This window comes from Pigmentiphaga sp. H8, from assembly GCF_003854895.1.
Lineage (GTDB): Bacteria > Pseudomonadota > Gammaproteobacteria > Burkholderiales > Burkholderiaceae_B > Pigmentiphaga.
In genome coordinates this window covers 3,525,416-3,537,647 of the sequence record NZ_CP033966.1, presented here as the reverse complement: position 1 = coordinate 3,537,647, position 12,232 = coordinate 3,525,416, and the positions used below count along the sequence as shown (strand labels likewise).

Below are 12,232 nucleotides of genomic sequence, written 5' to 3'. Positions count from 1 at the left end.
CGATGCCGCCGCGACGGCGGGGGAGCGATCATGACGGACAGCGACCGGGACGACGCGTTCAACGTGGTGGAGCCGTGCACCGGCTACAACCTGTACGACACCGATCCCGCGCTGCGGGAAGCGGTCCGGCGCGAAGGGGCCGGCCATGCCGAGGTCTCCCTGCGCGAGCAGGGACGCTGGCTGGGCAGCCGCGAGGCCATGGACGCGGGCCGCGACGCCAACGAGCACCCGCCGCGCTTCGTGCCCCTGGATCCGGTCGGGCGGCGCATCGACGAGGTGCGCTTCCATCCCGCCTGGCATGTCCTGATGACGGGCATCGTCGCGCGCGGACTGCATTCCGGGCCATGGGCGGCGCCCGCGCCGGGCGCCATGGTCGCGCGGGCGGCGGGCTACCTCATGCAGGGCCAGGTCGAGGCCGGCACGCTGTGCCCGGCCACCATGACCTTCGGCGCGATTCCCGTGCTGGCGCGCGAGCCGGCCGGTGACATCGATTTCGCCCGCGACTGGCTGCCGCGTCTCCATGCGCGCCACTACGATGCCTCGGATGCGCCGGTGGCCGGCAAGCGCGGCGTGCTGATAGGCATGGGCATGACCGAGAAGCAGGGCGGCTCGGACGTGCGGGCCAACACGACCCGGGCCGTGCCGTGCGGGGCGCCGGGCCGGGGGCGGGGCTATCTGCTCGAGGGCCACAAGTGGTTCTATTCGGTGCCCCAGTCCGATGCCCACCTGGTGCTGGCCCAGGCCGATGAAGGCCTGTCGTGCTTCTTCGTGCCGCGCTACGCGCCCGACGGCCGCCGCAACGGCGTCCGTATCCAGCGCCTGAAGGACAAGCTGGGCAATCGCAGCAACGCCAGCGCCGAGGTCGAGTTCCATGGCGCCTGGGGCGCCATGCTGGGCGAGCCGGGGCGGGGCGTTGCCACCATCGTGGAGATGGCCACCTACACGCGGCTGGACTGCGTGCTGGGCAGCGCCGCGCTGCTGCGGCAGGCCACGGTCCAGGCGCTGCACTTCTGCTCGCGGCGCCAGGCGTTCGGCCGGCCGCTGCGCGAGCAGCCCCTGATGCGCCATGTCCTGGCCGATCTTGCGCTGGAAAGCGAGGCCGCGACCGCGCTGGGCCTGCGGCTGGCGCGCGCCTTCGAGTCCGATGCGCCGCTGGAGCGGGCCATACGGCGCATCGTCACGCCGGCGGCCAAGTACTGGGTCTGCAAGCGGGCCGTGTCGGCCATCGCCGAATGCATGGAGGCATGCGGCGGCAATGGCTACGTCGAAGACGGCCCGATGCCCCGGCTCTACCGCGAAGCGCCCGTCAACGCGATCTGGGAAGGATCGGGCAACGTCATGTGCCTGGACGTGCTGCGCGCGATCCGGCGCGATCCCCAGGCGTTCGAAGCGCTGGGCGAGCACCTGCGCGAGCGCGGCAGCGGCAGCCCGGAGTTCCGCTCGGCCTGGCAGACCTGGATGGACTTGTGCGCGGGCAACGGCGAGGCCGAGTTCAAGGCGCGCCGCATCGCCGGCCTGCTGGCCGGGCTGATGCAGGCGGCGCTGCTGGTGGACGCGCCGGGGGGGCTGGTGGGGGACGCGTTCGTGGCGGCCCGGCTGGCGCAGGCCAGCTGGCTGTACGGTGACAGCGACACCGGCCACGGCGACGCGGTGTGCGCGGAACTGCTGGCGCGGGCATGGCCGCCGGGGGATTGACTCCGATCTAACGCGGCGCCGGTTCAGCCTTGAAATAACGCTCGGCGGCGTCGTGCATGGGGATGGTCACGCCTTCGCGAGCCGTCGCGCGCGTGATCTGTCCGCCGGCCGGGCTGCCCGCCGCCACGAAATCGGCCTGTTCGAACACCGCCTGCAGCACGCCGCGCACTTCGTCCGCGGGCGTGTCGGTGCCCGTGACCAGCAGCGCGGTGACGCCCACCGTCGCGATGGGCGCGCCCTGGCCCGGATAGGTGCCGGGGGCGAGCACGAGGCGCACGAAGGCGGGATCGTCCCGCGCGAGTTGTGCGATGGCCGGTGGCGACAGCGGCAGGATGCGCAGGCGATGGTCGGCGGCCAGGCGCTGCAGTTGGCGCGCCGGGGCGTGGATCACGCTGGCGATTGCGTCGACCTGCTTGTCGAGCAGGGCCCGTACCGCCTGGTCGAAGTTGGTACTGGAGACCAGTTCCACGCTGCCGGCCGGGAGTCCGTGCGCCGCCAGCACCTGCAGCGTCGAGGCGCGGGTGCCGGACGCGGCCAGGCCGGCGTCGAGCCGGCGGCCGCGCAGGTCCGCGATGGACTGAACCGGACCGTCGGCCAGCACCGCGATGTGGAAGGCTTCCGGGTACAGGCTCGCGATGGCGCGCAAGTCGGGGTTGTGGGCCGTGCCGCCGAAGGCGCCCTGGCCCAGGTAGGCCTGTCTGGCGATGTCGCCCTGCGCGAGCGCGATGTTGGCCGCGCCCCGTTGGAGCAACTGGAGGTTCTCGATACTGCCCTGGGTGGACGAGCCGCTGGCGCTGAAGCCCTGTGCCGTCAGGCGCGCGGCGATGGTACGGGCGACCAGATCGTACTCGCCGGCTTCCGGTCCGCCCGCCACCACGAAGGCGCGGCGCAGCCGGTCCAGGCGGCGCGTGATCTGCCGGTCGGCCGCGGCGAGTTCCTCGGTGATGATGGCACGGGCGCGCGGGCTGTTGGGGGGCAGGGTATTGAACAGGTTCTGGATGCGCTCGATGGTCGTCCGGGCCGGCGAGCCGGCTGCGGCCTGGCTGGCCGTGGCCTGTGGCGGCGGCACGAAGTCCACCGCCTGCCATCCGTCGGGACCTTCGCGGAAGGTGACCGAGCCGCGGACCTGCAGGAGGTCGCCGGCGCGGTTGCCGTCGCGCGCGATGCCTTCCACGCCGCGTTCGGTGGCGCCGAGCAGCGTGGCCAGCGCGGCCGGATTGAGCGACTGCCAGTCGCTGAAGGCATAGTCGCGGGCCAGGCGGAAGCGGCCGTTGAAATAGACGATGCGGCGGGCCGCGCCGTCGGGGGCGTCGGCCAGCGGGCCGCTGCCCAGGCGCCGCAGGGATTCCACATTCAGCACCGGCTTGGCGAAGACCGCCTGCAGGCGGTGCTCCACGGCGGCCTGGACCTGGGACTGGTCGGGTCCGCGGCTGCAACCGGACAGCAGCACCGCGGCCAGGACGAGGAGAAGCAATCGTCGGATCATGGTTGCGCTCGCTGTCAAAAGCCGAAAAGAGGCAGGCTGAGATAACCCTGAATGACCAGCGCGTTGGTGATGTCGATCAGGAACGCGCCGACGATGGGCAGTATCAGGAAGGCCTGGGGGGAGGGGCCGTACTTGTTGGTGACCGCCTGCATGTTGGCGATGGCGGTGGGCGTGGCGCCCAGGCCGATGCCGCAGGCACCCGCGGCCAGCACCGCGGCGTCGTAGTTGCCACCCATGATGCGGAAGGTGACCAGGCTGGTGTAGGCCGCGACGAAAGCGGTCTGTACCGCCAGGATCGCCAGGATGGGCAGCGCCAGCGACACCAGTTCCCACAGCCGCAGCGAGATCAGCGCCATGGTCAGGAACAGCGACAGCGCGACGCCGCCGAACAGTTGCACGGCGCCGTCGTCGACTTCGCGGATGCGCGCCAGGCCCAGCACGTTGCGCAGCACGACGCCGGTGAACAGTGTCCAGACGAAGGGCGGCAGGGTCAGCACCTTGCCTTTCATCAGTTCCCCCAGCGTACCGCCGGCCACCACGCAGGCCACGATCAGCAGCAGGGTTTCGAGAAAGAGCGGAATGGTCAGCGGACGGGACGCTTCGGGCGGCGCGTCGGCGCTGGCCTGGCCGGATGGCGCCGAGGCGCCGTCGCCCGGCGTCAGGCCATGGCGCGTGATCAGGCGCTGGGCGACGGGGCCGCCGATGATGCCGCCCAGCACCAGGCCGAAGGTCGCGCAGGCCATGGCCAGTTCCATGGCGCCCTGCAGGTTGTCGACGTCGGAGAACTGGGTGGCATAGGCCGCGCCGGTGCCGTGGCCGCCCAGCATCGTGACCGATCCGGCCAGCAGCCCGTTCAGGGGATGCAGGTCCATGCTGAAGGCGCCCGCCAGGCCGATGGCGTTCTGGAGCATGAGCATGATGGCGATGGCGACCAGGAACAGGATCACGCCCCGGCCGCCGCGTACCAGCGTCCTGACGTCGGCGCTCAGGCCCACGGTGGCGAAGAAAGCCAGCATGAAGGGCGTCTGCAGCGCCATGTCGAACGACAGCTCGGTGCCGGCGGCGACCTTGGCGATCGTGATGACGATCGCCGCCAGCATCCCGCCCACCACCGGTTCGGGAATGTTGTACCGCTGCAGCGGCGGTATCCGGCCGATCAGCCAGCGTCCGATCAGCAGCACCACGATGGCGACCAGGAGTGTGGTGATGATGTCTATTTCTATCAGCATGAATGCCCCTTCAGTGCGCGCGTGCCCACGCGTCGGCCGGAACGCCGGTGGCGTTCGCGCGTCCAAGTGCTAAAGTGTCTGCTGGCAACCCTTAGCACCGTCTTTGCACCACCTATTATGCTTTCTCAACAGGAACTGAAACAGCAGGCGGCCGACGCGGCGCTTGCCTTCGTCGCCGACGTGGCGGCGCCCGACGTAGTCATCGGAGTCGGCACGGGGTCGACGGCCGACCTGTTCATCGACGGACTGGCCGCCTACAAGGGGCGCATCCGCGGCACGGTCGCCAGTTCCGAGCGCAGCGCGGCGCGCCTGGCCGGCCACGGGCTGCCGGTGTTCGACCTGAACGACGTGGCTTTCATGCCCATCTACGTCGACGGCGCGGACGAGATCGACGACCACCTGCACATGATCAAGGGCGGCGGCGGCGCACTGACCCGCGAGAAGATCGTCGCCTCGGTGGCCGAGCGCTTCATCTGCATCGCCGACGAGTCCAAGCTGGTCGAGCAACTGGGCGCCTTCCCGCTGCCGGTCGAGGTGATCCCCATGGCCCGCGAGGCGGTGGCCCGCGCGCTGCGCCTCTTGGGTGGACAGCCCAGGTTGCGGGAAGGTTTCGTCACCGACAACGGCAATGTCATCCTGGACGTGCACGGCATGCGGATCGCCGAGGCCCAGGGCCTGGAAAAGGTGATCAACGACCTTGCCGGCGTGGTGACCTGCGGCCTGTTCGCGCTGCGCGGCGCGGACGTGGCCCTGCTGGCCACGCAGTCCGGCGTGCGCCGGCTCGACAAGCCGCGCCACGCCTAGCCTACATTCGTCGCGCGGCGGACCGCCAAGACATATTCCTGTCACATGACGTTCATATACTGCGCGATGCATTGCCCATGCGGCCGGGGCACAAACGGCCAGGCCCATTGTTCTTCCGCTGGGAGCCGGCATGACTGAACATACCCACAAACAATACGACGCCGAACTCGAGGAGGTCCGGTCGCGCTTCCTGCAGATGGGAGGCCTGGTCGAGTCCCAGATCACCGGCGCCATCGACGGCTTGGCCAACGGCGATCTTGCCGCGCTGGAGCGCGTGATCGTGCGCGATACCGAGGTCAACCGCTTCGAGGTGGACCTGGACGAGGCGTGCAGCCACATCCTGGCCCGCCGCCAGCCCACCGCCGGCGACCTGCGCATGATCATCACGGTGATCAAGATGATCACCGACATGGAGCGCGCCGGCGACGAGGCCGAGAAGATCGCCCGCATGGCCAAGCTCATCCACGAGGCCGGCCGCGTCAACATGCCCGCCGTCGAGCTCTGGCACATGGCCAATACCGTGGTCACGATGCTGCGCAAGGCCCTGGACGCCTTCGCCCGCCTGGACGCGCAGGCCGCGGCCCAGGTCGTCCGCCAGGACAAGTCGGTGGACTCGGAGTGGCAAGGGGTGATCCGCCAGCTGATCACCTACATGATCGAAGACCCGCGCAAGATCTCGCGTTCGATCGAGCTGCTGTTCATCGCCAAGGCGCTCGAACGCATCGGCGACCACGCCAAGAACATGTGCGAACTCGTGGTCTACATGGTCAAGGGCCGCGACGTGCGCCACACGGGCGTGGACAACGTCGAACGGGAAGCTGCTGCGGGGTAGTGGGGTAGACCCCCCTACGCCCTTCGGGCGCCCCCCAGGGGGCGATGCGGGTGGACCGGAAGGGAAGCCCACCCCACGCGGCCATGGCCGCGCCCCTCAAGGGGCGGCGCTGGCGGACCGGCAAAGCCGGATCCGCTGCGCCCTGGGCCTGAACCGATCACGAATACAAGAGCGGCCTTGCATCCTATGCAAGGCCGTTTTTTTGAATCCAAGCGGCTGCCAGGCAGTATCGCCAGTCCCCGCCAGCCCGTTGTTACCCCAGGATGCGGTGGATCCGGCTCCGCCGGTCCACCCGCATCGCCCCCTGGGGGGCGCGCGAAGCGCGTAGGGGGGGCTTAGTACGGGGGGGCTTAATTCGGCGGGACGTAGCCCTGGGCTTCCACGTTGCCGTCTTCGAACAAATAACGCTGCATTTGCTGTTGCAGGTACTTGCGGGCGCGGGCGTCGGCCAGGTTCAGGCGGTTTTCGTTGACGAGGCGGGTCTGGGTCTGGACCCACTCTTGCCAGGCCTCTTTGGAAATGCTTTGCCAGATCTTGGTGCCGAGTTCGCCCGGGTAGGGGGGGAAGTCCAGACCTTCGGCTTCTTTCTTGAGCTTGACGCAATAGATCATGCGAGCCATGTGACCACCTGTTCCGCGATAGTTTGCAATGGGCTCTATTGTAGCGGCCGCGCCGTGTCCTTACCTGGCCGCGCGGCGCAGGGCGTCGATGCGGAGCTGGTAGATGCGGCGCTTGTTGTCGCGGCTGCGGCGCACGTGTTCGCGCATCAGGCCTTCGGCGCGCGCGCCTTCGCCCAGTTCGATGGCCGCGACGATGTCGTCGTGGTCCTGCTGGGCGCGATGGATGTAGGCGTATTCGGGCTGCGGCATGGTGTCGTCCAGGCCCAGGCCCAGCACGGCCGCGCCCACCAGCGGGATCTGCGAGACGTGCGCCAGCGCGCTGGCCAGCGGCGGGTTGCCGGCGGCCTGGATCAGCACCGCGTGGAATTTCTCGTTCATGGCGGACCAACGGGGCGTTTCCACGCGATAGCCGTCGGCGGCCGCGTCCTCCAGCAGGTTCCAGCCTTCTTCCACGCAGTCGCGTAGCGCTTGCGCCACTTCCGCAGGCGCGCCTTGTTCGGCCACCAGCCGTGCCGCCATGCCTTCCAGCGTGCCGCGCACGTCCAGGGCGTTGGCGAGGTCGTCCAGGTCCACGGCCTTGACCCGGAAACCCCGGGTAGGCAGCCGCTCCAGCAGGCCTTCCTTGACCAGTTCCTCGAACGCGAGGCGGATAGGCGTGCGCGAGACGCCCAGGTCCGCCGCGAGCTGCAGTTCGACCAGCCGTTCGCCGGGTGGGTAGGCGCCGGACATGATGCGTCGGCGCAGTTCGCCTGCGACCGTGTGTATTTGTGTGGCCATCTACCGGTAGAGCATGGGTGTCCTGTGTCGGAGGATAGTAACCGCTATGCCCGACAAACGATTATTTGCATGCAAAATTAGATTTATATTGAAGAAAAAATCGTTTTATCCAATAATTTGCACGCAATTTAATTATAGCTCTAAGTAAGAGGAAGCCATGATTCCATCTTCCGCCTTCGTGGGCCTGCCGCCTGCGCTGGCCGACTCGGTCGTACAGACCAAGCATTTCTTCCAGGCGCTGGACAATTTCGCCAAGGTGTTCGCCATCCGTCCGGGCGAACGCGTGCTGATGTTGACCGACCAGTTGCTCGACACCCGTGTGGTCGATGCGGTGGTGGGGCTGGCCAAGGCGCGTGGCGCGCAGGTGCGCGTCTATACCGAGCCCGACTCGCGCGTGACCGAGGTGCCGGAACCAGTGAAAGGTTTGCTGGAGCAGGCGGACTTCGTCGTGTCCACGTGGTTCTGTTCGATCGAGGATCCGTTCTGCATCGCGATGCGCAAGAAGGGGCAGCGCTGGGTGAAGATCACCTATTTCCGCAATCTCGACCTGCTGCATACGCCCCAGGCGCGTTTCCCGAGCGAGATCGTCGGGGCGCTGTGCCGGGCCACGGCTGGCCGCTATCCCCAAGGCCAGGACTTCGACCTGCATTTCACCGATGCGCGCGGGACCGATTTCCGCATCGGCTTCACGCCGGAAACGCGCGACACGATGCTGTCGTCGAACCGCTGGCGCGGCGTGACGACGGCCGAGGAGCCCGGCTGCTACGTGCACTACCTGCCCACCCATGGCCCCAACCTGTGGGACCGGACGTCGGTGCGCAACGACCATGCCGTCAAGACGCCGATGTCGGGCGTGATCTATCCGCAGTGGGCCGTGGGCTTCGCCCGGCCCTTCGAGGAACGCATCGCCGTGCGTTTCGAGGGCGAGTACGTCAGCGCGGTCGAAGGCGGTTCCAAGGAAGCGGACATCCTGCGCGACATGCTGGTGGGCGGCCGGATGATCGAGGGCGGCGGCTGCGGCTTCAATCCGAAGGCGCCGCGCCACACGATTTATCCCGCCGGTTCGAACGCGCCGGGCGCGCTGCATTTCGGCATCGACCTGGCCAAGCCGAGCGACTACATCCGGCGCGTGCTGCCCGACTGGGAAGAGCCGCCCGTGCACATGGACCTGGTCTGCCTGGACGCCACCGTCACGGCGGGGCCCAACACCCTGATCGACCAGGGCTTCCTGTGTGCGCTGCGCGATCCCGAGGTTGTGGGGATCGCCGCCCGCTACGGTGATCCGGTCGAGTTGCTCGAGGCCGGCGTGGATTGACCGGGCCAGATCCGAAAACACAACAGGAGACAAGCATGCATGTGAAAAAGAACGGGAAGCCGGCCCGCATCCTCGGCACCCTGGCCCTGCTGGGCGCGATGGTGTCGGGTGCCGCAGCGGCCGGCGCTTCCGACTGGCCCCAGCGTCCGCTGACCATGATCGTGCCTTTCGTCGCGGGCGGCGGAGGCGATACGCTGGCCAGGCTGTACGCCCGGGAAATGGAAAAGCAGCTGCGCCAGCCCATCATCATCGACAACCGGGCCGGAGCGGGCGGCAATATCGGCACGGCCGCCGGCGCCCGTGCCGCCCCGGACGGGCAGACGGTGGTGTTCGGCACGAACGGCACGATGGCGACCAACCACTGGCTGTACAAGTCGGTGGGCTATGCCCCGGACGATTTCGAACCGGTCGCGCGCTTTTCGGTCATCTCGATGGTGATGTTCGTCAGCCCCGATTCGCCGTTCAATTCCACGCAGGAACTGATCGGCTACGCGAAGAAGCATCCGGGTGAACTGACCTGCGCCTCGGCGGGCAATGGCACGGCCTCGCACATGGCCTGTGGCCTGCTGCAGCAGATGGCGAAGATCGACCTCACGCACGTGCCCTACAAGGGCGGCGCGCCGGCATCGACCGACGTGCGGTCGGGCCGCGTGTCCTTCATGATCGACGTGGCGCCGTACCTGGTGCCGCTGGCCAAGAGCAAGCAGATCAAGGTGCTGGCGGTGTCGACGCCGCAGCGCATTCCCACGCTGCCGGAGGCGCCCACGCTGTCCGAGAGCGGGGTGCCCGGGTATGAGCTGTTCGCCTGGGATGGCCTGTTCGTGCCCAAGGGGACGCCGCCCGAAAGGCTGGATCGCCTGCACCAGGCGGTGAACGCGGTGTTGAGCGATCCGGCGTTCGAGCGTTCCATGGAGGAGCGGGGTTCGATCAACTCGCCGATGACCCGCCGCGAGTTCGCCGATTTCGTGCATAAGGAATACCGGCGCCAGGGCGAGCTTGCGAAGATGCTGGGTGTGCAGGTGGATTGAGCGTTGCGCGGCCGGCCGGGCATGGCGCCCGGCCGGCGCGCGGGAGGGGCGGCGCGGATGCGCCGCCCGCAGGCCAGGCTATTGCGCGGTCCCGCCGGAACGGGTTTCCTGCGCCGGCAGCACGACGAAGCCGCCCTGGTCGGGCGCGGACTGCTTGCGGTTCTGGGTGGCGGCCTGGCCGGCGTCCAGGCGTACCGAGAAGGCACTATGCCGCCCGTTGGCCGTGACGTACACGTTCAGGTAGTGCACGCCCGTGCCCAGCACGGTGACGGGCACCTCGACGACGGCGCGCCGCTGGGCATCCAGCGGGACGACGGTGGGCGAGGCCGCGTCCACGCGCACCGCGCCTTCGACGCCATACTTCAGTTCCACCTGGGTCACGCCCGGCGATCCGCGCAGCGACAGGCCCACGGAGGTGGGGCCGGTGGCCAGCGGCGCCGACGGCGCGCGGACCGAGACGGCAACGACGTCGCCGGGCTTGCCGGGCCGTGCCACGAAGGCGTTGGCACCGGTAGCCGCGGCCGTCGCGGCGGGCGCCTGCCGGGCTTCATGGGCGCAGGCGGGAAGAATGGGAAGGGCGGCCGCCAGCAGGACGGCCAGGCGGGTGACGGCGGCGCGCGGCGCGCGAGCGCGCACGGCGGAGATGTTCAGAGGCGGGCGCATTACAGAGCTCCTGCGGAAGTACGTTCGAGACTCACCTGGTAGCAGACACGGGTGTTGGCGGGGACCGGGGTGGGGCCGGGGGCGGGCGCGGAACTGCCTTCCTCGTCCTCATCGTCGTCGCCGCTGGTCAGGGCAGTATCCACCAGGAAGGCGGTATAGGTACCGGCTTCCAGCGCACCCTCGACCGCTTCGTCGTCTTCCTGGATCTTTACACCCTGGCGCGACAGCCACAAGTGGGCCTTGGTCACGAGAGCCGGGGGCGAGACCAGCGTCGCGCTCAGCCGGTAGGTGCCCGCGCTCGGCACGTCGAGCCGCAGGAAGCGGCCCTGGTCCAGCTTGTTGTATTCCCCGCCCAGCAGGTTGGATACGCATACCTGCTGCGTGGCGGCGGGGGCTCCGGCGGCGGGCGCATCGAAGCGGACGTAGGGCTTGGCGATCTCGGCCGGCACGGTCGGAATCGTATAGGACGCGGGGCCGCCCCAGTCGTCCAGCTCGTCCAGCGTGGGCGTGCCGACCGAGGTCAGCAGCGTGTTCACCTTGCCGATCACGGTGGCGTCGGTCAGGCGCTTGGCCAGGGCGGTACCGAACGGGAAGATGCTGGTGAAGGCCGGCGTGAGCTTCTGCTCGTTGCGCAGGATGGAGATCGTGGTCTCGAAGCCGCCGGGCAGTTGCGCGAGCTGGTAGATGAAATACTGCATGGCCGCTTCGTTGTACCAGGCAGCATCGTTGGGCGGTGCGGGCAAGGCGCTGACGTCGAAGAAGAAGCTGTCCTGCTGCTTCTGGCCCGAGGTGTCGATGTAGATGGGATCGTTGCGTACGATGCCGGCCAGGCCGTTGCCCCAGCCTTCGCCCCAGGACACGCGCATGTCGAGCTTGTCGCCTTCGCCGTGCGCGCCGCCCACCGAGTCCGAGCGGGAGATCCGGCCCTCGAAGTAATGGCCCCATTCATGGACCAGCACGCCGGTGTCGTATTCGTCGGTGTCGACGTCGGCCTTGCCCAGGATGTACAGGCCGGGGGCGGGGCCTTCCGGATTGAAGTGGCTGGTGCCGATGTCGCCGTTCTTGGGCTCGCCTTCGGACGGCGCGTTGTTTTCGCTCCAGTAGATGTTCAGGTGGGGGAAATTCAGGTCCGGCGCGATGGCCAGGAAGCGCTGCATGGCGCCATAGGCCTGGTCGAGCACCGAGAACGGCGCGGCGGCGCGGGCGCTGGCGTACTTGCCCGCGGCGTTGCTGCCGGTCCAGCCCGACGCCGCGTGCAGGTCGAGGACCACCCCTTCCTGGGGGACGGACAGCGACTTGCTTTCCATGGCATAGATGGGCGCGTTGGTGGGAACCGCCGTGTAGCCCGGCTTGGTGTTGTCGCGTATCGCCACGCTCCAGGCGCCTTCCTTGCTTTCGCGCAAGAGGCGCGCCTGCACCCGTATCTTGACCTCGCGGCCCGGAGGCAGCACGAGGGAATACTTGCCCTGGGCATCGGTCACGGTGCTGCCCAGGATCTCGGTCGCGCTGAAGGCTTCCACCACCGCGCCGCGCACGGGCAGGGCGCGGGCAGCGGCGTAGTCCAGACCCGTGGACCGGGCGGCCGGCACGAAGTCGTAGGTGACGGCGCCGGATACCTTGCCGGCTTCGGGTTCCGGCTTGGCTCCGCTGCCGCCGCCGCAGGCGGCCAGCACGGCCGACAACAGCATCACGGCCACGGCCGTCCGGCCCTGGCGCATGCCATGATGCCCGGACCGGGCCGAGGGCGCGGTCGATTGCCCCTTTTCGGCGAGTATTCTCATCT

The 12,232-nt window shown here is 68.7% G+C and carries 11 protein-coding genes; 5 read left to right on the top strand and 6 right to left on the bottom strand.

The annotated features are described in order from the left end of the window. The first annotated feature begins 30 nt into the window (after positions 1 to 30). Entirely contained in the window at positions 31 to 1,695 is a 1,665-nt protein-coding gene (locus tag EGT29_RS16730; protein ID WP_124690043.1) for an isovaleryl-CoA dehydrogenase, read from the top strand. A gap of 7 nt (positions 1,696 to 1,702) precedes the next feature. Here the strand turns inward: EGT29_RS16730 and EGT29_RS16725 are convergent, their stop codons facing one another. Together EGT29_RS16725 and gltS are read right to left on the bottom strand one after the other, a co-directional pair. Continuing rightward, positions 1,703 to 3,181, bottom strand: coding sequence for a TAXI family TRAP transporter solute-binding subunit (locus EGT29_RS16725; RefSeq protein WP_124690042.1), 1,479 nt, complete (start codon positions 3,179 to 3,181; stop codon positions 1,703 to 1,705). A 14-nt stretch (positions 3,182 to 3,195) separates the two neighbouring features. Next, entirely contained in the window at positions 3,196 to 4,410 is a 1,215-nt protein-coding gene (gene gltS, locus EGT29_RS16720) for a sodium/glutamate symporter (RefSeq protein WP_238160027.1), read from the bottom strand. A 117-nt stretch (positions 4,411 to 4,527) separates the two neighbouring features. On the opposite strand from gltS, the gene rpiA reads away from it, so the two are divergent. Continuing rightward, a complete protein-coding gene (gene rpiA / locus EGT29_RS16715) occupies positions 4,528 to 5,214 on the top strand; it encodes a ribose-5-phosphate isomerase RpiA (protein ID WP_124690041.1) in 687 nt (228 codons plus the stop codon). Positions 5,215 to 5,344: 130 nt separating this feature from the next. Continuing rightward, a complete protein-coding gene (gene phoU / locus EGT29_RS16710; RefSeq protein ID WP_124690040.1) occupies positions 5,345 to 6,046 on the top strand; it encodes a phosphate signaling complex protein PhoU in 702 nt (233 codons plus the stop codon). A 350-nt stretch (positions 6,047 to 6,396) separates the two neighbouring features. Here phoU and EGT29_RS16705 read toward each other — a convergent pair whose 3' ends face one another. Continuing rightward, positions 6,397 to 6,666, bottom strand: coding sequence for an oxidative damage protection protein (locus EGT29_RS16705; protein WP_124690039.1), 270 nt, complete (start codon positions 6,664 to 6,666; stop codon positions 6,397 to 6,399). A gap of 60 nt (positions 6,667 to 6,726) precedes the next feature. Then, the gene (locus EGT29_RS16700; protein ID WP_124690038.1) at positions 6,727 to 7,443 is read right to left on the bottom strand and encodes a GntR family transcriptional regulator; all 717 of its coding nucleotides are present in this window, start codon (positions 7,441 to 7,443) and stop codon (positions 6,727 to 6,729) included. Positions 7,444 to 7,600: 157 nt separating this feature from the next. Between EGT29_RS16700 and EGT29_RS16695 the strand changes: the two genes are divergently transcribed. Beyond that, positions 7,601 to 8,758 carry a hypothetical protein gene (locus tag EGT29_RS16695; protein ID WP_124690037.1) on the top strand — a complete coding sequence of 386 codons (1,158 nt, stop codon included), beginning with the start codon at positions 7,601 to 7,603 and terminating at the stop codon, positions 8,756 to 8,758. A gap of 35 nt (positions 8,759 to 8,793) precedes the next feature. Then, positions 8,794 to 9,786, top strand: a complete 993-nt coding sequence (locus tag EGT29_RS16690; RefSeq protein WP_124690036.1) for a tripartite tricarboxylate transporter substrate binding protein — start codon at positions 8,794 to 8,796, stop codon at positions 9,784 to 9,786. A gap of 78 nt (positions 9,787 to 9,864) precedes the next feature. Here EGT29_RS16690 and EGT29_RS16685 read toward each other — a convergent pair whose 3' ends face one another. Together EGT29_RS16685 and EGT29_RS16680 are read right to left on the bottom strand one after the other, a co-directional pair. Further along, positions 9,865 to 10,449 (bottom strand): hypothetical protein, encoded by a 585-nt coding sequence (locus EGT29_RS16685; RefSeq protein ID WP_124690035.1) that lies wholly within the window; start codon positions 10,447 to 10,449, stop codon positions 9,865 to 9,867. Next, positions 10,449 to 12,230: a hypothetical protein gene (locus EGT29_RS16680; protein ID WP_124690034.1), complete on the bottom strand. Its 1,782-nt coding sequence runs from the start codon at positions 12,228 to 12,230 to the stop codon at positions 10,449 to 10,451. The genes EGT29_RS16685 and EGT29_RS16680 overlap by 1 nt, the downstream gene beginning before the upstream one ends. Between the last annotated feature and the right edge of the window lie 2 nt (positions 12,231 to 12,232).